Raw genomic sequence first — 24493 nt, 5'->3', positions numbered from 1 at the left:
TAAATTATCCCTCATCCTCCGATTTCACAGGAGCACGCCCAGAAATCACAATAAATCCCACAGACTCCAGAGTTATCTGCGGGCGGCGAATTCCCGCTAAAACCGCTTGACTCAACGCACTTTCCGTACTGATTTCATCAGCCAAAACCGATTCTAAAAGTTGTGCCGATTTAGAAAGTCGATTCAAACGTAATTGCAATTGATTCACCCGGTTTTCAAGTTGAATTGCAGCACTGATAGCGGAATTATTGCACATTTCGACAAAAGCCTCACGCCCGCGCAGCAATTCCTCAGATACCACCCGCCCCTTTTGACAAAAATCATCCCAATCCAGCGGATCGACAAAACTGTCAATCATCGAAGTACGATTTTTCGACAAATTGTAATCCCGATTCGGGCCGCCTTTCCCCTTATAACCCCGCTGCAAAATTGCCAGAACTTCCGCATCTTCTACCAGAGACATTTGTTCGCTGCGAGCATCTACATACACCGTTTCAAAAGTTGGCAGAAACAGAGCATCGGCGCGGCGCTGCAAAGCTTTCAAGTTGTAATTTTCGATGTTTTGTGCTTGCAAAACTAGAGCGGCAGGCTGCACATCAGTCTGGATTGAATAATTAAATTGGAAGCCAAACCATTCCTTCCCTTCCGCAGCATCCCAACTTTCATCGTGGCGCCACATCGCAAAAGCTTGACCCCGATCGTCCCAGCGAACATAAGCGCCCAGTGCATCAATTAATCCCTCGCCAGTTCGGTAAAGAACCACATCGGTATTTTGATGAGCAATGCGCCGATTGTAACTACCGTATTGCTGACAATAGGGAACTAATCGAGTTGTCAAATCCTTGGAGGGAATTAAGGTTTTTTGAGTAGGTTGATAGCGCATCAAACCAGAGATACTCGGATGTTCGACTTGTTTGAAGTGGAGAGCTTGACACAGCCAACCTTCCGCCGCCCGCTGCATTTCTTTATGGCCTGCATCGCAGTTGTCGAGGGATTCAAAATACTGAGATGCGCTGTCATCGAGTGTGTCTATTTCATCGAGAGCGTACTGTTCATCGATTTTGATTTTCTCTTGTTCGATTTCAGTTTTAATCGATTCAAGTTCGCTTGATAAGCCTTTTGCTCCTTCAGTAAACAACTTTTCTTCAAGTTGAATGAGCTTTTTGTCAGCATAAAACTGAAGGCTGGAAATAGATTTGTTGAAGATGTCAAACCCGTTTTTCAAGACTTGAAACCAAGCTTCGTGGGGACTGTCGGGCATATCCGGGCCTGCAAACAAACAAAATTGGACTCCCATTTTGCTACCAATGCGATCGACTCTGCTGAGTCTTTGTTCTAACTGGTTGGGAAACCACGGTACATCGAAGTGGACTAACCAATCTGTTAATTGCAGATTTACGCCTGTTTCTGCCGATCGATCGCACACCAAGACAAAACAATGCGGTTCAGTCTTAAACCGATGCAGACTATCCTCCACATCATCCGCAGACTTGGCCATGTCATGGCTGGCGATCGCCTTTTTACCAAAGATTTTAGATAAATTCTCCGCAATTTCTTGACAAGTTATCGTAAAACTGGTAAAAATCACAATTTTCGGGAAACGCTCGCCCGGAATCGGTCGTTTAATTTGCTGTTGAATTCTGGAGAGCAAATCGCGAGGATTGGTGTGATACTCGCGCGGAACCTTCAAAGCAACTGCCAAAAATCGCAAAATTGCGATTCGTAACAAACCCAGTCGATCGAACCCTTCCTCGACCTTTGACACGGTGTTGAGTAAGGTTTCGAGAAGTTCCCTTTCTTCGGAAAACAGCGCAGTTCGAGTCAAAATCGCCGTGTCACTTTGTCCAAAATCGCGATCGAGTTCTGGACTTGATTTCTTCTGCAAACGAGCTTTGATCACCCGTTCCAAAACATTCAACCAAGTACCGGAAGCGCGGAAAAATAGCAGAAAAATCCTCTGATATTCGCTAGATTTGGGAGCAGCAGCGCGCCATTTATCGAGTACAGTTTGAATTGCTGACCACTGTTCGTCATTCAGATCGTACTCGGCTTTGGGGACAGTATCGCGATCGAAAATTACATCTTCCACCGCATCTCGGCGATTGCGGAGAATCCGGCGATGGAGGCGGTAGGTATCGCTAACGTGGGTGCGAATAGTTCGGATTAGGCGAGATTTTTCTTCAGTATCTGCGGTTTTCAAGCATTTTTCTAATTCCTTTGCTAATCCGATTAAATAATCATCTTTAGCAAAAAGAGTGCGGAGTTCAGCAAGTTTTGTTTGCAAAACAGCAGGCTGTGTTGTTTCTCGAAAATCCAGTAAAGTACGACCAATTTCGTGACGGCTTTGTACTCGTTCCTTGAAATTTTCCAAATCTTCAAGACGATAGGTTGTGGGATCTAACAAGTGCAACATCGTTAGAAAATCTTGCTCGCGGCCGACGACTGGCGCTGCTGATAATAACAATAAGTTTTTGCTTTTGTGAGCGAGTTTCTGGCAAAGTTCAAAGGATTGTTGCTGATTGCGATCGCCAGAATTAGCCATTGCCGCCAGATCCTGTGCTTCATCAACAATCAGAAAATCGAGGTTAGCGTTGCGGCTAATTTGATTGATTTCGGTAAGAGAAACAAGCTGCACTCTGTCAGCAAAATGAGACAAATAGAATTTATTTTCTAATTCTTGCCGCCACTGTTCGAGTAGGTATTTGGGAGCGATAACCACAGCGCGCCCGTTGGGATCGTCCAGTAGAAATTGGCGGAGAATTGTCCCAGCTTCTACTGTTTTGCCTAATCCGGCTTCATCTGCCAATAAATAGCGCACGATTGGGTCTTCTAAGACGCGCCGCACGACTTCAACTTGGTGCGGGTACAGGTCTATGTTCGCAGAGATTAATCCGGTCATACCACGGCTGACGGCACGCTGTTCGATCGCAGATTGGACAAATGCCAATCGGCGATCGTGAAAATACGGCGTTTCTTGACCTTTGACTGCTAAAATGTCGATCGGATCGGCGATCGGGATATTGCAGCGCACGTAAAGTTGGGTTTCGACAGCTTGCAAACTTTGGCTATCGGGGAGGTCAATTTCGTACTCTAATTTATCTTCATCCCAGTCATAAACTCGGCCAATTATCCATCTTTCCTGACTTGTGCTCCAGAGGTAGCAGCGGGTTTGGCGCTGAAGTCGGGCTTCTTGTAGCAAACCGAGGGGTACAGTTTTGCGGATGCGGTTTTTTACTGAGCAAAAATATTCAATTACGGCATCGGGGTGTGATACCTCGACAACTTTTCCGATTCCCATATCGTTTTTGGGCGATCGAACTAACGAACCAACATCAATCATAATTTCAACCTGACAATACCTATTAGAATACACTAACGCCTGAGCGACGAGAATAACATTGCATCTTGATTGCGGGTAATAGTATAATTCTAATGTCACCGGATTCGATCGGCTATTTGGCATTTGAATTTAAGCTAGATCGCGGGCAGGATGCCCGCGCCACAAGAGTTTAAGTTATAAATTAAATGTGAGACAGCTTATCAGAATACGTAATTACGATCGCCCAAAAACAACGCCTGCATTGCCAGATTCCCATTTCGGGTATTTGTGCATAATACTAGCGTAGATTTCCGAGTCTGTGAAGGCTGTTAACCAAGCTTGTAGAGGCATCCAAGGCTGTTGGTTGAACCAACCTGTATCGGTATGGGCGAATTGACGGACGAAAGGTGCGATCGCCATATCAGCTAATGCTACACTATTACCAAATAAATATTTGTTCGCCCTTAACTGTGCATTGAGTTTTGCGATAAATAAAGCACCTTCATATCGATGCACTTGAGCATCAACACCAGGGTAACGCTCAGGGTATTTATAACGGTCGAGATGATATTTAAATCTATCATCAAATTGAGCAATTAGTGCTAGCATTTCTGTCACAGAACCTTGTTCTGGCATCAACCATTTTTGAGGATCATGTTGTCCCAATGCCCACAACATGATATCAATACTTTGATCGAGTACCCGCCCGTCAACATCAATCAATATCGGCACTGTACCTTTCGGAGATACATCTAACATTTCTTGTGGTTTGTCTCGTAAAACAACTTCCCGCAACTCACACGCGCGATTGCTAACCATCAGCGCCAAGCGCGCGCGCATAGCATAGGGACAGCGGCGGAAGGAATACAAAATTGGGTAGGTTGGTGACATATATAGCCTTTCTCAAAAAGGTGAGGTACGACTGGGCATAGGGCATAGGGCATAGGGCATAGGCCTCCGTGGGCATAGGCCAAACCGGGCATAGGGCATACCTCATCTTTCTGAGAACCGCTATAGGATTAGTCAGTAGTCATTAGTCAGTAGTCATTAGTCAGTAGTCATTAGTCATTAGTCATTAGTCAGTAGTCATTAGTCATTAGTCATTAGTCATCAGGAAGGTTTTAGAGTCAGAAACCGGGTTTCTTTCTAGATTTCACGTCACCAAGCCAGATCTTTCAGAGAAACCCGGTTTCTTTGAGATTCCTAATACTATTAATCGATCGCACTATCCGCTTTTTCCTTAGCATCATAGTGTGCGCCGATATGTGCTTGGTTGCGACGCTTAGCCAACTCAATTTGACGCTGCCGCTCAGATAAGCCTTGTTTTTTAGTTTCAGTTTTCGAGTCATGACAATGAGGACAACTCACGCCAAGTACAAATAATTCAGAAGCTTTATCTTCCTGACTAATCGGGTGACGACAACCGCGACAAAGTTCGTAGTTACCAGGCTTTAAATCATGAACAACAGAAACCCGTTCATCAAAGACAAAACATTCACCTTCCCAACGACTTTCTGCTTCCGGCACCGTTTCCAAATATTTTAAAATCCCGCCTTCGAGATGATAGACTTCATTAAAGCCTTGCGATCGCAAAAAAGCAGTAGATTTCTCGCAGCGAATACCACCGGTGCAAAACATTGCCACTTTAGGTTTATCGCGTAAAGCAGCTTCTTTGAGCGCCCATTCAGGCAAATCGGAAAAGCTTTTTGTTTTGGGATTAATAGCGCCTGCAAAAGTACCCATAGATACCTCGAAGTTGTTACGCACATCAACTACGACAACATCAGGATCATCAAGCAGCTTATTCCACTCATCGGGCTTGACATATTTGCCAGCCATGAGGGATGGATTAATATCGGGTATTCCCATCGTGACGATTTCGCGTTTTAAGCGTATTTTTAGGCGGTAAAACGGTGCTTTTTCTGAGAAAGATTCTTTGTGAACCAAATCAGCAAAACGCGCGTCACAGCGCAAGAATGCGAGCACTGCGTGTACGCCCTCGGATGAACCGGCGATCGTGCCATTGATGCCTTCTGCTGCCAACAAGATAGTGCCTTTGACGTTGTGGTGGTTGCAACAATCGAGTAGCGGTGCTTTGAGGTCGGCAAAATCTGATAGTTCAACGAACTTATATAATGCAGCGGTTAAGAAATTAGCCATAGATCGAATTGATAACACTAATTGATTTTCATATAAATATGAAAATTCAGTTAAAGCGGACGGTGGGGCTCGAACCCACGACGTTCAGCATGGGAAGCTGACATTCTACCACTGAATTACGTCCGCGCTTAGCCTGTTTTACTTGCTTTTACCTTTGAGGCGTTGCAGTAAAAAATGACCTAAAAAACATTATACAACGATTTTGCGATTCTGAGTCAACCATTTTGAGAATTAATTTTTGGTGGTCGATCGCCCATCCCGACAAAAAAAGTCCTGCACGAAAGGCAGGACTAATACTTCTACTCTTCAGTCCGCGGAGGCGGACATCGTTTGTGTAGCCGCGGTTTCAACCGCCGGGGCTATTGGAGAAACTGGAGGAGCGATCGCCCGATCGCCCTCAACCCTTAAACAAAGCGCAAAGAGTTGCTGTCAAGCGCAAAACCAGAAACAGGTTGGACGATCGCGATCAACTCGTCAGCACCCGCAGTCTTCTTGAAAATAGCAGCACCCTCCGGCAATCCAGCGGGAGAAGCGCCGATCCTGTAGGTGCTCGGAGCGCCTTGAAGTTGGATGATATCGTTACTGGGGTTGTAGCCGACAATCAAAGCGTAGTCGGCTGCGCCAGTGCTGCTATCGATGCCGTCGTTGTAGTACAAATCGGTAGCATTTCCCAGCAAGAAAGTATCGCTGCCATCTGCGCCAATCAGCGTATCGACTTCGCCGCGTCCGGGATTAGCACCTGTATAGTCAACACCAACCAAGATATCGTTACCTTTTGTGCTGTAGAGGAAATCGTTGCCGCTACCGCCAAACAAGACATCATTATTTTCACCGCCGTACAGAGTATCGCTACCCTCGCCGCCGAGTAAAGTATTGTTGCCGAGTTCGCCTCCGAGGACATCGTTACCAGCGCCGCCAAATATCAAATCGTCAGCTTTGCCGCCCAATGCGGTATCTGCACCGTCGCCGCCGACAAGGGTGTCGTTGCCGAGGTTGCCAAACAAGAGGTCGTTGCCGACATCGCCGAATAAGCCGTCATCGCCTTTGCCGCCAAATACGATGTCGTCGCCGCCATTGCCTCCCACGGTGTCGTTTCCAGCGTTGCCATACAAGATATTGTTGGCTTCGCTGCCACCGATCGCATCGTTGCCGCTGGTGCCCAAAACCTGCGGTAATTCGCTTGGTGCGGGCCGGTTGGTGAATGTGGGCGCGATCGGCTGTGCGATCGACTGTGCGATCGCGGGCGTGAAGGGTGGAGGTGTTGGTGTGGGTGTGGTTGCGGGTGTGGGTGTGGTTTCCGGTGTCGGTAGTCTTACGGGTATCGGTGTTGTTACCGCAGGTGTTGGTGTTGTTACCGCAGGTGTGGGTGTTGTTACCGCAGGTGTTGGTGTTGTTACCGCAGGTGTTGGTGTTGTGACAACAGGTGCGGGGGCCTCTGGTAAATTGGCTGCGAGGATCGTGGTACTGGAGAGGTTGTTGATGGTTTCGATTAAGCCTGCACCTGCAACAGTCGGCGATGCACCGAAAAAGTCTAAAATCACCAAATCATCCGCAGGGTTGGCGATTCCGTCTTTGTTGATGTCAACTACCAGACTTGTACCTTGTCGGCCTAATCCCGTAGTTCCTGCTGCTAATGCGGTGGAAATGTTGGGTGGGGGGGTACCAGAACCAATCTGCACATTATCGATGCCACCAGTGTCCTGGATCTGATTTGACCCGTTTTCCGAGATTAGATAGCGATCACTACCTGCACCACCTTTGATCACGTTGCCGGAGCCCCCACCACCATTCAGCGTATCATCGCCAAGACCGCCATCTAAGGTGCTATCGCCAAAGGCGCTAAGATAGTCATTGCCCGCACCGCCATCCAAAGTTGAAGAGAAACTTCCATACAGCGTGTCATCTCCATCGCCACCAGCGAGACTGCCGTTGCTATAGCCGCTAAGATAGTCATTGCCTGCACCGCCATCCAGCGTGTCACTGCCATCTAAGCCACCAATCAGGGAGTCATTTCCTCCACCCCCACTGAGGTTGTCGTTTCCTGCACCGCCGAGTAAGGTGTCGTTGCCATCTAAGCCACTGATAGTGTCATTGCCATCTAAGCCTGCGATGTTGTCATTGCCGGCAGTACCGATGAGGTTATCAGGGCCCGAAGTTCCTGTGATGATATTGATCCCGCCTGCTACGGTAACCTCAGTGAGATTAGCTGCGAGGATCTGGCTACCAGAGAGGTTATTGATGGTTTCGATCAAGCCTGCACCTGCAACAGTCGGTGATGCACCGAAGAAGTCTAAAATCACCAAGTCATCCGTAGCTCTGGCAATCCCATCTCCGTTGGTGTCAATCAGCAGGCTAGTACCTTGTCGAGCTAATCCTAGCTTTCCAGGTGACAAGGATAGAGAAACCTCTGTGCCCGCTACGGAAAAAGTTCTAACGGAGAGTCTATCTGTGCCAGCGGTGTCCTGAATCTGACTTGATGCTCCACCGAATGGAGATACATAGCTATCGTTGCCTCCACCTCCTCGCAACACCATGCCGCCATCGCTACTGGAGGCAGTAAGCGTATCATCGCCAGCACCTCCATCTAAGGTGTTATTTGAGGAGAAATTATCGCCATAAAGAAAGTCATTCCCCTCACCGCCAAACAGGCTGATGTTTTGACCATCTGCCCCCAGTACATCATCGCCAGTACCGCCATCTAAGATGCTATTGTCAAGGCCTCTAAGATTGTCATTGCCTGACCCTCCATCCAGGGTACTTTTGCCAAAGCCACTGAGGATGTCATTTCCTGCGCCCCCACTGAGGCTGTTGTTACCGAAACCGCCATCCAGAGTGTCATTGCCATCTAAGCCACTGAGGGTGTCATTGCCTTCGCCGCCTGAGATGCTGTCATCGGCTGACGTGCCGACGAGAATGTCATCTAAGGATGTACCGAGAAGTGTTGCCATTTTTGTTCCTGCTTTACGAATAACAGGCGAGGGCGATTTTGACATCTGCCCTAGACCTTATTTATCTATCAGGGCTTTTCCTCAAAAATTATGCGAATTTTCAAAGTTTTTTTTGTGCGACAGATTTTGTTTTATTTGCGACAAAAGATGTTATTATTTTTCTCTGCATATTTGAACGATCGCCAAAATTTGTAAATACGCACCGATCGATTAACAGACTTAAGCAACGATCGCCCGATCACGATCGACAGCCGCCAGACAGGATATGTGTAGGGTAAGAGTAACGCTATTGTGGGCACAGGCAGCCCGATCGCCCTTTTTGATATCCAAAGGGCGAGATCCCTTGACTATTTTTGCTCACCGAAGGGCGATCACTTTTTCTGTTGTCGTCAGTCATCAAATGCGATCACGTCGATCGTTGTACCCAGACGGAGAAAGCATCGTAACAAAGCGCATCAGCAATTTGCTAAAATTAAAGCATTTATAAGTTTTATTTCCACAAATAAATCTATTGCAGGAGTAAGCCACAAATGCGTAAACAGACTATTCAATATACATCACCATTAGATGCCTTAGTTGCCGTTTCCAAGCGACTGAGCCTGTATGAAAATCAGCAAAAAATGGACTCAGAAGAATTCTTTAACCAATATAATCGAGGACTATTATCCGATGACGCTCTATTTATCGAATGGGCTAATGATTATCGGCATTACGTAGCTTTGCACCAAGAACTAGCACAACGACTGAATTATGCTGCCTAACATCTTATCTGATTACCTCGATCGAGTGGAGCTAGCAATTCTACAGTGTAGCAATGTTTATGTCGAACGGTATGACGAAGAAATTTTGACACCAAAACGGGCTAATCTCAGAATTAGATTGCGTTTCAATCAAACTCACTTACTAGAAATAAATGAAGCAATCATCGCAGACAATCAATTAGAATTTCTCGATTACCGTTACCACTTTCAAAATCAAAATAATTGCTTAATTTTTCGCTATGACAGCACACCTCATTTTCCCAATCTCCCCAACTTTCCGCATCACAAGCACTTGCCCAATGACGTAATTGCTTCTGAAAAACCTGAAATAACTCAAGTTATAAAAGAAGCAACTGAGATATTGGGGTAAGAACAACGATCGCTATTGTGGCCACACACAGGAATCTCGACCTTCCCATGCCAAAAGGTCGATCGCCTTTTACACTATTTTTCTCAACGCCTAAAGGGCGATACCCTACGGGATAGCTACGCTTCACGCCCTTTTTGCTATAGTAGAATTGTGACCTAATACAAATTAGCTAAATACCACTGTTCAGGAAATATGAATGAACAAATCCAAACAATTATCACAAAAACTCAGCAAGGTCTCAAAAAACTTTACGGCGAACAATTAGACAAAATTGTCCTCTTTGGCTCCCAAGCCAGAGGTGATGCTAGACCAGACTCCGATATCGATCTCTTAATTGTTCTCAAAAATTCCTTTAACTACTCTCAAGAAAGCGATCGAATTAGTATTTTTATTGCCGAATTGTGTTTAGAATATAATGTGCTGATTAGCTGTGCATTTGCCACTGACGAGCAGTTTAGTCAGCACAATAATGGTTTCTTTCGCAACATTCGACAAGAAGGGTTGGCGATTTGACTCCAGAACAACAAAGACTACTCGACAAAGCCAATAGAAGTTTGCAAGCAGCGAGAGAATTGAATAATACCGGTTTTCCTGAATTTGCTACTTCCCGTGCTTACTATTCGATGTTTTATCTAGCCACAGCATTTTTAGAAGCCGAAGGACTATCCTATTCCAGGCACTCAGCCGTTATCGCTGCTTTTGGGGAACGCTTCGCTCGCACTAATCGAGTTCCAGTAGAATTGCACCGCTACCTAATTGATGCTGAAAGAACCCGTCTGAGAGCTGATTATAATGTCGATCCAAATATCACAGAAACCGATGCTGAACAACTGATATCGCGGACAGAATACTTTCTCAATTTTGCCCTAGCTAATATTGATTCGCTTCCTCCACCATCTCGTTAAATGATAGACAGTATGTTTTGATATGGAGGTCGATCGCACTTTACCTCTTTTTCTCAACATTCGTACCATTTCCCTACCCAGAGAACTTCGATCGCCCTTCCCGTTTTTTCTTCCCCCGCACCAGATTAAAAACCCAGACTTGCAAACCATCCATATAGGTATAAACCACCGGAATCACCACCAAAGTCAACAGCGTAGAAGTCATCAAACCGCCAATTACCGCCATCGCCATCGGACTCCGCACCTGAGATCCCGCACCAATTCCTAGCGCGATCGGCATCATCCCAGCTATCATCGCAATAGTTGTCATCAAAATCGGCCGCAACCGCGCCACACCAGAATCCAGCGTCGCCTCATACATCGGTTCGCCTTCCTTCTGATTCATAATCGCGTAATCCACCAACAAAATCGAATTCTTCGTCACAATTCCCATCAGCAACACCACGCCAATCAAAGCGTACAAACCGAGAGATTTTTGACCCACCAAAAGTCCTAGCAGCGCACCACCCAGAGATAAAGGTAATGCGGCCATAATTGTGATCGGATGCAAGAAGTTCGCAAACAACAGCACCAACACACCATAAATAAACAATACCGCCGTTCCCAAAGCTCCCGCAAAACCGCTGAAAATATCCTGCATTACCTTCGCATCACCAGAAGATTCCTGTTCCACACCAGGTGGTAAAGGATTCATTGCAGGCAGTTTCTTCACCGCAGCAACAGCTTCTCCTAAAGTCGTACCTTGCAACAAATTGCCCTCTACAGATACTTGACGAGCTCTGTCATAGCGATCGATCTGAGAAGGCCCACTGCCCAAAGTAATATCAGCCACCGCCCTCAACGGCACAAAAGTATTATTTTTACCCGGTATTTGCAGGTTCTTAATTGTTTCGATATCGCTGCGAAACTGCGACGCTAACATTACATGAATCGGAATTTGTCTGTCCGGCAAATCAAACTTAGCAAGATTCGAGTCAATATCTCCAATCGTTGCCAAAGAAGCAGTTCGAGCAATTTGCTGCACCGAAACACCCTGATCCGCCGCCCGAATCGGATCGGGTTTCACCAAAATCTCCGGCTTTACCAAACTGGCGCTAGATTGTACTTCAATCAGTCCCGTAACTTGCCTCATTTGTTGCGTGAGAGTTTCAGCAGTTTTAGTTAAAGCTTCCGCATTTTCGCTCTTAAGGACGATCGACATTTGCTTCCTACCGCCGACACGCCCTTGAGCAAAACTCAGTCGCACACCCGGAACATCGGTAAGTTTCGGCCGCATTTCCTCCTCAAACCGCTGTTGCTTAATCCGTTGATTGGCAGGCTTCAATTTCACGTACAGACTAGCTGTATTTACGCCACTAGCGCCCCCTCCGCCGCCACCTGCGCCCCCGGATACTGTCGGAGCACCTTCAGTCTCCAAAACGCTATCTACGGCTGGATGGGCGAGCAATAATTTAGTTGCTTGCTGCACTGCTAAATCTGTCTGTGACAAGGTAGAACCGGGCGGTAATTCGATCGAGACTGTCGAAAGTCCGGTATCATCGCGATCGATAAACCCTGTCGGAATGAAAGGAATTAACTGAACACTGCCGAAAAACAAGGCTACACCTAAAATTAGGACGATCGCCCGATGCTTCAGCGCCCAAGTCAAAAGCCGGCGATACTGATAAGAAAGTTGGTCTTTTTTGAGTTCCTGATGATGCCCTTTCTCCTTAAACATATAAGCCGCCATCATCGGAGTCACGGTGCGGGCTACTAACAGCGAAAACAACACCGAAGCCGAAACCGTCACCCCAAAAGGTCGAAAAAACTGACCAGGAATTCCCGGCATAAAAGCCACCGGTGCAAATACCGAAACAATCGTCATCGTCGTCGCAACGACAGCCAAACCAATTTCAGCAGAAGCATCCAAAGCAGCTTGATAAGGCGTTTTCCCCATCCCGACATGGCGTTCGATATTTTCAATTTCGACGATCGCATCATCGACTAATATTCCCACCACCAGCGACAGCGCCAACAAAGTCATGCTGTTAAGCGTATATCCCACCATTCTCAGCACAGCAAAAGTAGGAATTGCCGACAGCGGCAAAGCCACAGCAGCAATCAAAGTAGCCCGCCAATCCCGCAGAAAAATAAAAATTGTGATAATCGCTAAAACCGCCCCTAAAATCAAAGCATCCACAGAAGCTTCATAGGAATCTCGGATGTGATCTCCTAAAGTATAAATAAGTTCCAGCTTGACATCGGTTGGCAAAGTTTTTTCCATTTTATTAACAGCTTCCCGCACCGCTTCTTCCACAGTCACCAGAGTGCTGCCGGTGCTGCGGAGGATGGCAAAAGCCACGACTGGCTTGTTATTGAGCCGCGCGCCCTGACGCGCTTCCGAGTAGCCTTCCTCAACTTTTCCCAAACTGGAAAGCGGCACAAAACCGCCTTTAGGCAAAGTAATTTGATAAGCTTGCAACTGTTCGATAGTTTTGGCACTGCCGATGGTGCGGACTGTTTGCTCGGAATTGCCGATTTCAGTTCTGCCACCGGGAAGATTGATGTTAAAATTGCGAATTTGATCGTTAACTTGGGTAGCTGTAATCCCCAGACTTTGCAATTGTTCGGGGTTTAAATCAACTCGAATATCCTTATCTCTGCCTCCAATGCGCTGCACTTGAGCCACACCTTTGACGGAGAGGAGGACGCGGCTGATGTTTTGGTCGATTAATTCGCTTAGCTGTTCTACCGTTTGGCGATCGGAAACCACGGCGTAGGACATGATGGAACTGCCGGCAAATTCTACCCGTTTGACAACCGGATCGTTAATATCTTGCGGCAGGCTTTGGCGGATTTGGGCGATCGCATTTCGGACATCATTCGTAGCGCGATCGCTATTTGTACCCAACAAAAAGTTAACAGTCGTATTAGAAGAACCATCATTAACAGTAGAAATAATGTGGTCAATATTCCCCAAACCCGCCACAGCATCTTCTACTTTTTTCGTAACTTGAGATTCAAGTTCTGCTGGATCTGCCCCCGGTTGGCTGACGGATATCGAAACAGAAGGGATATCGATATTAGGTGAATCATCAATGCCTAAAACCGGAAACGATACTAAACCCCCGATTGTCAGAATTAAGAATAAAACAATCGTCGGGACAGGCTGTTTAATCGACCAAGCCGAAATATTAAAAGACATATTTAAACAGTTGACAGTTAACAGTTGACAATTGACAGTGGAAATGGCCGTTATTAATAACTCTTGATTTTCTTTTTCTTCTCTTCTCTTTATTCGGCATCTTGCCCGCTCCAAATATGTATTAACTAACTAATAGTAAGGTGCGTCAGGGGAAAATTATTAGTTTGTAGTAGCCAAATTCTGACCTGACGCACCCTATAATAACTACTGCCAACTGCCAACTGCCAACTGCCAACTGACTACTGCCAACTGACTACTGACTGCTGACCTTAACCCGATCGCCATCCTTAAGATAACCAGCACCAGCAACAACCACTTTATCCCCCGCTTTCAGCCCTTTTTTAATCTGAACCTTAGCACTCGTCAAATCCCCAACCGCGCCCCCAGTAATCTCCCCAACCACCACCGGCTGAGCCTGCACCTTGTCCTCGCCCACAAGTTTGTAAACAATAGAACTCCCGTCAGACTGTGGTAAAATAGCCTTAGCAGGAACTTTCAAACCTTGCGTCGTCGCCGTCGAAATTGAAGCGCGCAAAAACATTCCCGATCGCAAAAACTCACTTCCAGGCAAATCAATCTTCACCGTAGCCTGCCGATTTTGCGGGTCAACTAACGGCGAAATATCTCGCACAGTTCCCGACAATTTAATCCGCTTATCAGAATCAGAAGTAATCTGCACCGCCGTTCCCGGTTGTACTTGTGCAACCTGAGTTTCCGGCACTTTCAATTGCAGTTCGAGCTTGTTTTCGCGAATAATCGAAAATAATTTTTGATTCCCCGCAGAAACATCCCCAACTCGACCAATTCTTTCCGACACAATACCGCTATCCGGCGCCCGAACTATAGTTTGTTCGAGTTGAGTTTGCAACTGTTGGACTTGTGCATTATTGCTGCGAACACTTGCTGCATTGTTTCCCACATTTGCTCTAGCGCTGCTGACAGTTGCGGCCGCAGTATTCACCTTAGCGCGGGCACTGAGCAGTGCTGCTCGCGCGGTACTGATATTAGCTTCGGCATTAACTACTTTAGCTTGAGCCGATCGCACTTCTTCCGCCGCTTTGTTCTGTTCTTCTACAGCTTTATTCAAATCAGCCTTAGTTTTGTTCACATCTTGAACAGCAGTTTCTCGCTCCGTCTTGCGCTTTTCCAAATCTTGCTGGCTAATCACTCCCTGCGTAGCCAAATTTTGGGTGCGATTTACCTCTCTTTGGGCTTGAGCTAATTTAGCCTGGGCGGAAGCAATGCCAGCCTTAGCCTGCTCGACGCCAGCTTTAGCTTGATTCACGCCAGCTTCAGCTTGGCCGACACCTGTTTTAACTTGCGCCAAATCAGCGACGGCTTTTTCAACGCCAGCTACGGCTTGGGCGACCCCAGCTTCAGTTTCTTGTTGAGTTGACTGAGCTTGCTGCACCTGAGCTTGCGCTTGTTCTACCGTAGAATCTGCCGATTGTACTTTAGCAACCGCTGCGGCAATTTGCGATCGCAACACCGAATCATCCAAAACCGCCATTACCTGACCTTTTTCTACCGCATCCCCTTCCTTCACCAAAACCTGCTTGATTTGCAAACCGTTGGCTTGCGGCAACACCGGCAGCAAATCGTAAGCCGCCACAGTGCCCGTCGCTTCCAGAGTTTGAGCCACCTCGGCAGATTCCACAGCCGCCACAGTGACAGTCTGAGCAGTTGCTGACTGAGCCGCCACTGGGGCTGTCACTACGGGGCGCGCACTTTTTTCCGCAATCAAGTGTACGCCCGCCAGCGTTGCAGCCACCCCAATTCCCACGCCCGCCAACATAGTCGTCCACCTGATTCCTTTGCTCGGAGGAACTTCCGTTGCTGCTGGCTCCCAAACTTCTGATTGTTTCCCAGTCATTTCTGGAACTTCTAGCGCCACTTCTCGTTCATCTTCCTCTGGGGGAAATTGCCAGCGAGATTGGTCTGGAACCCCACTTTCAGGCACTTCCGCTACTAAATTCCTGTCGCGCCCGCTCTGCACGGGGCGAAGAGGTTGCTTTTCTTCTGCTTCTGAAAAAATTTGATTTGTCACGGTAGTTCCTCTCGCCGCTATGAGCCCTTGATTTTTGATTGTAAAGAAATATTTCGAGATTAATATGTAGTTCATTTTAGCCGATGAGCTGAGCAGTCGCGCGTCCTCCTTTTGGGTGAGTGTGGCCAGATTTCCGGTTGCAGCGGCGATTTCGATCGGGCTCCTGAGCAAAGTAATATTAGCGTGATTGGCGATCGTTCGGGCGATCGGGCTGATATTATCTCTATTCGCGGTTTTGCCGTCACAAACTCATCAATTCTCAGAAAATTAAGCCTAATCTTGAACTAATTATTGCTAATTTATAATCTGTTTGTCGTATAATACGGCACATCGGCTGAAAAAATCCTGCCAGTTTAATTGACACAAATCCCAATGAATAATGTCTTTACTCCCATCCAACAGTTTCTAATTACTTGGTTGCTAGTCCTAGTGACGGGATGGTTTACCCTAACTGCAATCAGTTACGTGGGGGAACTGGTCAGCATTTTAGTAACAGCCGGACTCATTGCATTCTTATTAAATTATGCCGTAATCAGACTGCAAGTATTTTTGCCACGAGGAGTAGCTGCGGGGCTAGTTTATTTAACTGCGGGTTTGCTAGTAGTAGTAATTGGTCTAACTATTGTACCACCCGTGTTCAGCCAAGCGAGGCAATTGGGCGTGAGATTCCCGGAATTACTGGAGTCGGCGCGGCAGCAGTTAGGTGAATTTCAAGTATGGAGTGCCGATCGCAATTTGCCCTTTGATGTGCAAATATTAGAACAGCAGTTATCAGCCAAAGTCCAGGAACAAGTGCAAGCAATCGCAGGTACAAGTTTAGGCTTAGTTGTCGGCACTTTCAACTGGTTTCTCGACTTAATTTTTATCCTGGTAATTTCATTTTATATGCTGCTAGATGGTCAAAGAGTGTGGCAGGGTTTGACCAGCATTTTTTCGCCGGATATTCGCTATGTTTTAACCGATACTTTGCAGCGAAACCTCCAACGATTTGTATCTGGCCAGTTATTGCTGGGACTATTTATGGCGATTTTACTAACACTGGCTTTTTGGTGGCTGCAAGTTCCATTTTTTCTGTTGTTTGCCGTGTTTATAGGGTTGACAGAAATAATTCCGTTTATCGGAGCCACGTTGGGCATTGGAGCAGTTACTATAATTGTAGCATTTATCGATTGGTGGCTGGCGCTGCAAGTGTTGGCAGTTGCGATCGGCCTCCAGCAAATCAAGGATAATTTAGTAGCTCCCCGCATCATGGGCAATCTCACGGGGTTGAGTCCGGTAATTATTTTTACAGCTTTACTATTAGGAGGTAGAGTGGGAGGATTGTTAGGAGTTATCCTGGCAATTCCGCTGACTGGGGTTGTCAAAAGTATCGTAGAAATTGTACTCAATCCCAAATTGCCACCGCAAACAGGCTCATTTTTCTACAATCCCTTTAGCGGCGAGGAATTGGGCAAAATTGAGGAAAATGAAAATAAAATAATTTTGGTTGCAGATGAACAAAAATAGTCGAAGGTTTGTAGTAAGAACTTCAGTCCTCAAAATTTATATTAGCAAGGAAATCAGCCCTTGCTACGGATTTCGTTAAGAAATAACTCAAGTCCTTAAGCTGTTATACATTTAAAGTGTGGGTCAAAAATCAGTCCAAGTATTGTCAAGTATTGTGGAATGGGCTTCGACGCCGTTCCGAATATACAATTTAACTGCAAAACAGCTTACTACGAACGAAAGAAGGACTAAAGTCCTCACTACGAACACACTTAAAATTTAAAACCTAAAACCTATGAAATGGTGGCAAAATCTTAAAAAAAATCCTCTAGCTCGGTTGGGAGCAGTGGTGCTGTTAATCTTTTATACAGTCGCACTTTTCGCCGAATTTGTGGCACCTTACGACCCCTACGACTCTCAATTAAACGCTTCCTTGCTGCCCCCAACTCAGATTTATTTAAGTACCAAAGATGGGCGATTTATCGGGCCGCACGTTTATCCGACAACTCAGGGTCCAGTGGATGCGAATACGGGCGCTCGCGAGGTAATTGTAGACTGGAAAAAACCCTCTGCTGTCGGTTTGTTTGTCAAAGGTTCTCCCTATAAGTTTTTAGGAATTTTACCATTCGACAGGCACTTGTTTGGCACTACAGGAGAAGGCAAAATTAACATTTTAGGCACGGATGAACAAGCTCGCGATCAATTCAGCCGCTTAGTACATGGCAGCAGAATTAGCCTCAGCATTGGTTTAGTTGGCATAGCAATTTCTTTTCCCTTGGGATTGTTAGTTGGAGGAATATCAGGTTATTTCGGCAGTTGGATTGACAGTATTTTAATGCGATTCGCCGAAGTATTGATGACGATTCCTGGTCTTTATTTATTAGTAGCGCTAGCAGCAGTGTTGCCCCCCGGATTGACAAGCGCTCAGCGATTTATATTGATTGTGCTGATTACTTCATTTATCAGTTGGGCGAGTTTGGCGCGGGTAATTCGCGGTCAGGTACTGTCAATCAAACAGCTAGAATTTGTGCAAGCAGCGCGGGCTATGGGCGCAAATCCAATTTATATTATAGTCCGCCACGTTTTGCCACAAACTGCAACTTATGTAATTATTTCTGCTACTTTATCGGTTCCGGGTTTTATTGTAGCGGAGTCGGTTTTGAGTTTAATTGGCTTGGGAATTCAACAGCCTGATCCTTCTTGGGGAAATTTGCTATCGCTGTCTACTAATGCTTCAATTTTAGTTTTGCAGCCCTGGTTAGTTTGGCCTCCGGCGACACTGATTATTTTGACTGTTTTGGCGTTTAATTTATTGGGAGATGGGTTGCGGGATGCTCTAGATCCGCGCAGCATTCAAAGGAATTAAACAATACTCTCAAAATATTTGCCGTAAAGCTTGGTTGTCATGAGTCAAGCTCTCACGTCGTCGTGAGAGCCGAAATGGCGAGATTCTTCACTTCTTTGGGAATGACAACTGTTCAACCGGACAGGATATGAGAGAAAAATCCCGGATTTCGCACTTAAAAACAGAGACTCACGCACCGCCAAACAAAAGAAGAACTAAAGTGGATTTGGGCAACTGAAGCTCATCACAAAAAGCGAATTACTGACTGCAATTAGTTCAGACTATCTGGATCTACTCCCAACTCCCGCAATCGTTGAGCTAATTGTTGGGCGCGCCGATCTAATTGTTGGGCGCGCTGATCTAATTGTTGGGCGCGCTGCGCTTCCTGTTTCACCTGTTCTTCAGGTGTCAGATAGCGTTTGCCATCGGCATCATACCAATACAACCACTCTCTTGTCACCCCAGAATAGTTTCCCCTTTCACAACCAATCCCCAAACCTATTTCTGGCATCCAAACTGGATGTCCTGGCTGTTGTAATTCATACTTCCCATTGACTAACTTGTGTACTTCTAAATGAGGTTTACGACGGCGGCGGGAAGAATAAATGACGTAATAAAGTACGCCTAAAGCTTGATAAGTGTCTAATTTTGTGCTGTATTCCTTGCGATAAGTTGGGGAAACCACTTCTAGCACGAAAAGTGGCATGACATTTTCATCCCACAGCACGTAACTGGGGCGTAATTCTTCGTCGTAAAACCGTTCTACTCCTAAACTTAAGAAAGCATCTGGGACAATGGGTGGTTCGTCCGGGTGATGATAAACACCCATATCTATGCCAAAAAACCAGTCCATGCGTTCTGACCAAAGTATCAGCAAGATTGCCTTTAACAACCCCGGTATTAGTTCTTGCAGTTCATTATCCACAGGGGTTTCATCCGAGTCTGGTAGTTCATCGGCTGAGGGCAAGTTCCTCGGCAAGTTGTACTGTAACATTGCGGCTTTCCTCAAAACTAATTCCTATTATAATAGGAATTATGCACTATACCCAGGTGTAGGAGCTTTTAAGCGGGGGGATTGCCCCGCTTAAAAACACCATGTACGGACACTTTGCGTGCAGGACTGTTATAAGATACAGCTTGAACAAGCTGTGTTTACTTTTGTGCTTTCTGCTAATTATTTAGAGGTAAGCGGATCGTAAAAGTAGAACCAACACCGACTTGACTGTTTACTGAAATATTGCCACCCATCATGAGGCAAAAACGCTGGCTGATTGCTAGTCCCAAACCTGTGCCGCCGTATTTGCGCGTGGTAGAAGCATCTGCTTGGATAAAGGGTTGGAAAATGTGCTGCAACTCGTGTGGATTCATGCCAATTCCTGTATCTGTACAATTAATTACTAAAAATTCTTTACTGGGATTTGAGGATGGAGAATTTACCGCAGGTTCAGAATTGTTTTCTGGTCTCGCTGCGCTGCTATCGCTGGCGATTTCTTGTCGGCTGGCGGTGAGGGTAATTGTACCATTTTGAGTAAATTTGGCGGCATTGCTCAGCAAATTTAATAAAATTTGCCGCACTTTGGTAATGTCACCGTGCATAGTGCCGATATTGCTAATTTGCTGTAAGTTTAAAGTGTTATGATTTTTATCAATTAGTGGCATGGCGGTGTCGGCGACTTCTGCAATCAATGTGGCGATGTCGAAGGTTTCTAGGTAGAGATCCATGCGGCCTGCTTCGATTTTAGAAATGTCGAGAATATCGTTTATTAGTGATAGCAAGTGTCTGCCGGATGTGCGGATTTTGTCTAAATCTGAGGTGAGTTCATCGTAACCCAATTCTTCGGTTTCTTCTTGGAGCATTTCGCTGTAGCCGATGATGGCATTCAGAGGTGTTCGCAGTTCGTGGCTCATGTTTGCCAAAAATGCACTTTTTGCGGTGGAAGCTGTTTGGGCTGCTTCTAGGGCGAGTTGCAAGGCGGATTCAAAGACTTTGCGATCGCTAATATCCTCGACGCTCCCTTCATAGTAGAGTACCTCGCCGTCGCTGTCGCACACTGCACGGGCGCTTTCGGAAATCCAAATTACCTTGCCGTCAACGCGGTAAACTTGTGACTCAAACCCGGAAATTTGTCCGAATTCTTGCATCACTCGCATAAACTTCTCGCGCTGCTGAGGATTGACGTAAGCCTGCTGTCTGATGTTTGTGAGATTTGATGTCAATTCTTCGGGTGTTGCGTAGCCGTAGATGCGGGCTAAGGATGGATTTACGCTCAAGAAGCGGCCTTCTGGGGTGGTTTGAAAAATGCCTTCGACTGCATTTTCAAAGATGCTGCGGTATTTTTGTTCTGCTTGGCGGAGTGCGGTTTGTGTCCGATCGCGATCGCTAGCTTCGATCGCCAATGATACCAAATCTGCGAGGGAAGCAGCAAAATTTTGTTCTTCTACCGTCCAGTTGCGAGCAATTCCCACCTGTTCGATACAGATGACTCCGACTGTTTGTCCTCCCAATCGCACCGGCGCATCTAAGGTTGATTTAGTGTCATTTTGTGTAAAGTAAGATGCCACAAATTCTCTGGTTCTGATATCTGAGAGAGCGTCATCGGCTGCGATCGTCCGGTCTTCTTCCAAAGCTTTAAAATAAACTGGATAGTCTGCTACTGCGAGTTCACTACCTTGAGAATGCTGGCTGTTGGTGCGGTGAAATTGGTCGAGACATTGCAGTTTCGATCGACTTTGGTCGTACAACCACGCTCCGGCTACTTCTGCATCTAGGGTATGAGCTGCGGCTTCGGTGATTTCCCTCAAAGCTACTTGCAAATCGCCTCGATATAGCGCTTTATTTCTTGCCAATTCTAGCAAAACCATATTTTGTTTGAGCAATTGTTTTTGCCTCATCCGCCGCATTGATTCGGCTCGTTTCTGTTCAGTAATGTCGCGGGCTACCCAAATTACGGATTCTTCTGAAAGTGGCGAAATGCTGGCGGCAAAACAAACTTCGCGGTTGTCAATGGTTAAATCGTACTCGATGCTGACAGTTTGCTGAGTATCTAAAGCTGCTCGAATGTGGTGCAAAAAAATGTCGGCTTTAGCTTGGGGAAACAGCTCTCCGACAGTTTTGCCAACTAATTCTTCGGCTGGTTTGTAGAGCAGGGATATATTTGTGGGCGCGATTTTTAAATAGCGGCCCGTGGCATCCACAACTATAATTAATTCGTTCATAGCTGCAAACAAAGCCCGCAATTCTGCTTCGGCGGCTTCGAGTTCGGCAGTCCGCTCTGCTACTCGCTGTTCTAAACTGGAGTTAGTTTGTTCTAGGGCTACAAAAGATGCTCGCAATTGTCTCGCCATCTGGTTGAAAGACTGAGCCAGGACGCCGAGTTCGTTGACACCTTTGACTTCAACTTCGCCGTCTAATTCGGCGGAGGTGAAGTCGGCAGATTCGGACATTTTTGTTAAAGCTTTGGAAGCTTCCAGCAATCGGGTAATTGGTGTGACAACCCAGCGAGAGGTGAAAATTCCCAGGACGATCGCCAATATGAACGCAAAAAAACACAATAAGATAGTTGTGCGAGTGTTGGCGTTAATTTGCTCCATAAAGTCTGCTTCCGGGATTGCTACGACAATCAGCCAATCCAGACCGCGGCCGTCTCGCAGGGGAGCAACCGTAATGAATTGACGTTTGCCGTCTATATCGAAGGTAAACTGTCCTTGGGTGTCAATTTCTGCAAAACTGCCAAATCGTTTTTGCAAGTACGTGGATGCCGATCGAATTAGCAAATTTTTGCTCCTAGTCGCCAACAGCCGTTTTTGTCCGTCGTTGTCAGTGATAAAGGGCAATTCATCTGTGGAACTGGCGACTATTTCGCCGCTGCGTTCGATCGCAAAAACTTCTCCAGACGGGCTAATTTTGATACTTTTAAGAAAATCACTGATTTGAGAAAGAGTCAGGTCAATTGCCAATACCCCCCGCAGTTTTCCTGTTTCATTGTAAATCGGCATCACCGGCGTAATCCCCAGAACTGGCGAGGCCGTGAAGACGTAGATCGGAGACCAAGTAGCTTTTTCTGCCTGTTTGGCAGCTTGGTACCACGGTCTATTACGGGGGTCGTAGGCAGCGGTTTGGATGAGTTCAGTGCGATTTCCCTGGCTGTCGAGGCGATAAATTTGGCGGTTGGGAGCAGTTGATTCGTCTCTGATGTATACTAATTCTTCTGCTTCGCGTTTGAGTAAGAGGAATTTGCCCTGTTCGTCGCCGTAGTAGATGGTTGTAGTTCGATCGCTCAGCTTGGTCTGGTTCCACAAATAACGCTCTAAGTTGGGGAAGTCATCAGGGTCTAGGTTTCCAGAGGCGATCGCAGCAGTATTCATTTGCAGGAACAGGTGAGACACCTCTCCAAAACTGCGGAAATTTTCTTTAGTCCTGGCTGCAACTTCCAAGCTTAACCTGGTTGCAAGGTCATTGACGGCTTTCTGACCATTACGAAACGATAGCCATCCAGTGACGCCAACTGCTACGGAGATTTGCACCACCAGCGGCATCAACAAGACAAGGCTCAGTGACATCTTAGGCGAGCTTTTCATTTCTTCGACTGCTCAGAGTTTTCAATAACATTAATATTATTTTGACACCGATCGGGTTTGCATATCGTTTGTCGTTTAAAAGATGCCCTAGATATCAATAGTCAGGACAGTTTTTCAACCCCCCTGTAAGCCTTACAGAGCTTGCTATGCCATTTTTAACGCATTTTTTGAAACTTAGCACTCTTACTTAACAATACTTCGGACAGTTTTTGAGCAGCGAGAGTACCATAGGATAGGACTGACGGAAGGTTAGGGTGATTTAAAATTAAATTAGGGTCTAAATCTAACTTATTAATAAAGGTGTAAAGTATATTTGTATTGAATTTCCGGCGTTTACAAGAGGCTATTGAAAACACGAATAGCTCCGAAAATAAATTAAAAAGTAGCTTTTTCTTCAGTTTTTTGCCCCTTTCATTAATTAATGAACAATCGATGGTCGCAATAATTTTTAGCTTACAGTTCAAGGCTTTCTTGATAAGGTATTGGTGAAATTCGCTCAAATCAAAATTCTTTAAAAAATGACGAATATCAGTTTTTTTTACTCAATGAACTATAAGGGCTCAGATTGGTAAAGTTCACCTTGCCATAAACAAGCAATATGGTGTCAAATAAAATTACCATAAACTTGTTGGGGATTGACTAATCCCTGACATTTTTTGTAAGATAGATTCTAGAATATTTATTAAGCATTTTTTTAAGTTCGTCTGTTTTTGAGCTTAACGCAAAAAGTACCTTTTTTTGTCTTTTTGGTGAAAATCCCAGTGACTTTTTAGCGGAATGCTCGCGGAGTGTCCGTGTGGCAAAACTGTCCGAAGTATTGAGGGAAGCGCGATCCTCTTCGTTGGCGCAGCCCCCGTAGGGGTGGGCTTCGCTAACGCACTTTTAGGCATCGCGCCGGTGCGCGCGAGCGAAGCTATCCCCTAGGGAATCGCCCTTGACAACTTTAACTTTTTCTCAGGGAAGGGCGATCCTCTTCGAGGGCTTCGCTAACGCACTCCCTGCAATCTCGATCGCACTTCTCACCCAATTGTAAATTTTTGTTACTAATTTCAATTCGGTAGCTTTAGATACAGAATTATCTGATATATTTATAAGTAGGAACAGAAAAACAGCCCAATATTAAATCCAGGAAGACGGAGGAACCGCATATGTCTACCGAAAATCAAGCCCGCTCTCTGATGATGCGCCACCACCAGATGGTGAAGAACCGGCAGCAATCCATGCTCAACCGCAGCGCCACTGAAGTCGGGATGGAAGATACCCACTACTGGGGCCACATTCAAGGCAAACCACAGCCCAGCCTTCAAGCCAGTTACGATCGCAGCAACGCCACCATGAGCTAGGGCAAGCTCAATTTCGACAATTGTCTACGAAGTTATTACCTATAATTT

At 46.0% G+C, this 24493-nt stretch carries 16 protein-coding genes and 1 tRNA gene; 8 read left to right on the top strand and 9 right to left on the bottom strand.

Annotated elements, in window-relative coordinates:
- Positions 1 to 4 precede the first annotated feature (4 nt).
- The 5 genes from dpdE to QUB52_RS12610 all read right to left on the bottom strand — a co-directional run bounded on the left by dpdE (position 5) and on the right by QUB52_RS12610 (position 8427).
- Positions 5 to 3340 (bottom strand): protein DpdE, encoded by a 3336-nt coding sequence (gene dpdE, locus QUB52_RS12630; RefSeq protein ID WP_332974014.1) that lies wholly within the window; start codon positions 3338 to 3340, stop codon positions 5 to 7.
- Positions 3341 to 3553: 213 nt separating this feature from the next.
- On the bottom strand, positions 3554 to 4210 hold the full coding sequence (locus QUB52_RS12625) for a glutathione S-transferase (RefSeq protein ID WP_332974017.1): 657 nt from the start codon (positions 4208 to 4210) through the stop codon (positions 3554 to 3556).
- Between the two features lie 321 nt (positions 4211 to 4531).
- Positions 4532 to 5479, bottom strand: a complete 948-nt coding sequence (trhO, locus tag QUB52_RS12620) for an oxygen-dependent tRNA uridine(34) hydroxylase TrhO (protein WP_332974019.1) — start codon at positions 5477 to 5479, stop codon at positions 4532 to 4534.
- 54 nt (positions 5480 to 5533) lie between these two features.
- Positions 5534 to 5605, bottom strand: a tRNA-Gly gene (locus QUB52_RS12615).
- Between the two features lie 278 nt (positions 5606 to 5883).
- Positions 5884 to 8427 (bottom strand): calcium-binding protein, encoded by a 2544-nt coding sequence (locus QUB52_RS12610; RefSeq protein WP_332974020.1) that lies wholly within the window; start codon positions 8425 to 8427, stop codon positions 5884 to 5886.
- A 530-nt stretch (positions 8428 to 8957) separates the two neighbouring features.
- Between QUB52_RS12610 and tumA the strand changes: the two genes are divergently transcribed.
- The 4 genes from tumA (at position 8958) to QUB52_RS12590 (ending at position 10463) form a co-directional block, all read left to right on the top strand.
- On the top strand, positions 8958 to 9188 hold the full coding sequence (gene tumA / locus QUB52_RS12605; RefSeq protein ID WP_265235181.1) for an antitoxin TumA: 231 nt from the start codon (positions 8958 to 8960) through the stop codon (positions 9186 to 9188).
- Positions 9178 to 9558, top strand: coding sequence for a toxin TumE (gene tumE / locus QUB52_RS12600; protein WP_265235180.1), 381 nt, complete (start codon positions 9178 to 9180; stop codon positions 9556 to 9558). Before tumA ends, tumE begins: the two co-directional genes overlap by 11 nt.
- A 192-nt stretch (positions 9559 to 9750) precedes the next feature.
- Positions 9751 to 10071 carry a nucleotidyltransferase domain-containing protein gene (locus QUB52_RS12595; RefSeq protein WP_332974022.1) on the top strand — a complete coding sequence of 107 codons (321 nt, stop codon included), beginning with the start codon at positions 9751 to 9753 and terminating at the stop codon, positions 10069 to 10071.
- Positions 10068 to 10463 (top strand): HEPN domain-containing protein, encoded by a 396-nt coding sequence (locus tag QUB52_RS12590; protein ID WP_332974023.1) that lies wholly within the window; start codon positions 10068 to 10070, stop codon positions 10461 to 10463. Before QUB52_RS12595 ends, QUB52_RS12590 begins: the two co-directional genes overlap by 4 nt.
- Before the next feature lie 73 nt (positions 10464 to 10536).
- On the opposite strand, the gene QUB52_RS12585 is transcribed toward QUB52_RS12590, so the two are convergent.
- A complete protein-coding gene (locus QUB52_RS12585; protein WP_332974024.1) occupies positions 10537 to 13647 on the bottom strand; it encodes an efflux RND transporter permease subunit in 3111 nt (1036 codons plus the stop codon).
- A 253-nt stretch (positions 13648 to 13900) separates the two neighbouring features.
- The gene (locus tag QUB52_RS12580; protein WP_332974026.1) at positions 13901 to 15694 is read right to left on the bottom strand and encodes an efflux RND transporter periplasmic adaptor subunit; all 1794 of its coding nucleotides are present in this window, start codon (positions 15692 to 15694) and stop codon (positions 13901 to 13903) included.
- A 111-nt stretch (positions 15695 to 15805) separates the two neighbouring features.
- On the opposite strand from QUB52_RS12580, the gene QUB52_RS12575 reads away from it, so the two are divergent.
- The 3 genes from QUB52_RS12575 (at position 15806) to QUB52_RS12565 (ending at position 18545) form a co-directional block, all read left to right on the top strand.
- Complete coding sequence (locus QUB52_RS12575; RefSeq protein ID WP_332968672.1) at positions 15806 to 15982, top strand: hypothetical protein; 177 nt, start codon at positions 15806 to 15808, stop codon at positions 15980 to 15982.
- A gap of 84 nt (positions 15983 to 16066) precedes the next feature.
- Complete coding sequence (locus QUB52_RS12570) at positions 16067 to 17200, top strand: AI-2E family transporter (protein ID WP_265235174.1); 1134 nt, start codon at positions 16067 to 16069, stop codon at positions 17198 to 17200.
- A 274-nt stretch (positions 17201 to 17474) separates the two neighbouring features.
- The gene (locus QUB52_RS12565) at positions 17475 to 18545 is read left to right on the top strand and encodes an ABC transporter permease (RefSeq protein ID WP_265235173.1); all 1071 of its coding nucleotides are present in this window, start codon (positions 17475 to 17477) and stop codon (positions 18543 to 18545) included.
- 250 nt (positions 18546 to 18795) lie between these two features.
- Here the strand turns inward: QUB52_RS12565 and QUB52_RS12560 are convergent, their stop codons facing one another.
- Both QUB52_RS12560 and QUB52_RS12555 read right to left on the bottom strand, forming a co-directional pair.
- Complete coding sequence (locus QUB52_RS12560; protein WP_332974028.1) at positions 18796 to 19518, bottom strand: Uma2 family endonuclease; 723 nt, start codon at positions 19516 to 19518, stop codon at positions 18796 to 18798.
- Positions 19519 to 19694: 176 nt separating this feature from the next.
- Positions 19695 to 23084 (bottom strand): PAS domain S-box protein, encoded by a 3390-nt coding sequence (locus QUB52_RS12555; RefSeq protein ID WP_442923198.1) that lies wholly within the window; start codon positions 23082 to 23084, stop codon positions 19695 to 19697.
- Between the two features lie 1166 nt (positions 23085 to 24250).
- Here QUB52_RS12555 and QUB52_RS12550 point away from each other — a divergent pair.
- Positions 24251 to 24445, top strand: coding sequence for a hypothetical protein (locus QUB52_RS12550; RefSeq protein WP_265235170.1), 195 nt, complete (start codon positions 24251 to 24253; stop codon positions 24443 to 24445).
- The last annotated feature ends 48 nt before the right edge of the window (positions 24446 to 24493 follow it).

Source organism: Microcoleus sp. A6-C6 (genome assembly GCF_036705955.1).
Taxonomy (GTDB): domain Bacteria; phylum Cyanobacteriota; class Cyanobacteriia; order Cyanobacteriales; family Microcoleaceae; genus Microcoleus.
The sequence above is the reverse complement of the archived record's forward strand: the minus strand, read 5'-3'. Positions and strand labels throughout refer to the sequence as shown.

Excerpts from the sequence above, each read along its gene's own strand:
- QUB52_RS12585 (WP_332974024.1), bottom strand. The coding sequence starts at position 13,647 with ATGTCTTTTAATATTTCGGCTTGGTCGATTAAACAGCCTGTCCCGACG.
- tumE (WP_265235180.1), top strand. The coding sequence starts at position 9,178 with ATGCTGCCTAACATCTTATCTGATTACCTCGATCGAGTGGAGCTAGCA.
- trhO (WP_332974019.1), bottom strand. The coding sequence starts at position 5,479 with ATGGCTAATTTCTTAACCGCTGCATTATATAAGTTCGTTGAACTATCA.
- QUB52_RS12625 (WP_332974017.1), bottom strand. The coding sequence starts at position 4,210 with ATGTCACCAACCTACCCAATTTTGTATTCCTTCCGCCGCTGTCCCTAT.
- QUB52_RS12595 (WP_332974022.1), top strand. The coding sequence starts at position 9,751 with ATGAATGAACAAATCCAAACAATTATCACAAAAACTCAGCAAGGTCTC.
- QUB52_RS12610 (WP_332974020.1), bottom strand. The coding sequence starts at position 8,427 with ATGGCAACACTTCTCGGTACATCCTTAGATGACATTCTCGTCGGCACG.
- QUB52_RS12555 (WP_442923198.1), bottom strand. The coding sequence starts at position 23,084 with ATGTCACTGAGCCTTGTCTTGTTGATGCCGCTGGTGGTGCAAATCTCC.
- tumA (WP_265235181.1), top strand. The coding sequence starts at position 8,958 with ATGCGTAAACAGACTATTCAATATACATCACCATTAGATGCCTTAGTT.
- QUB52_RS12550 (WP_265235170.1), top strand. The coding sequence starts at position 24,251 with ATGTCTACCGAAAATCAAGCCCGCTCTCTGATGATGCGCCACCACCAG.
- dpdE (WP_332974014.1), bottom strand. The coding sequence starts at position 3,340 with ATGATTGATGTTGGTTCGTTAGTTCGATCGCCCAAAAACGATATGGGA.
- QUB52_RS12570 (WP_265235174.1), top strand. The coding sequence starts at position 16,067 with ATGAATAATGTCTTTACTCCCATCCAACAGTTTCTAATTACTTGGTTG.
- QUB52_RS12560 (WP_332974028.1), bottom strand. The coding sequence starts at position 19,518 with ATGTTACAGTACAACTTGCCGAGGAACTTGCCCTCAGCCGATGAACTA.
- QUB52_RS12565 (WP_265235173.1), top strand. The coding sequence starts at position 17,475 with ATGAAATGGTGGCAAAATCTTAAAAAAAATCCTCTAGCTCGGTTGGGA.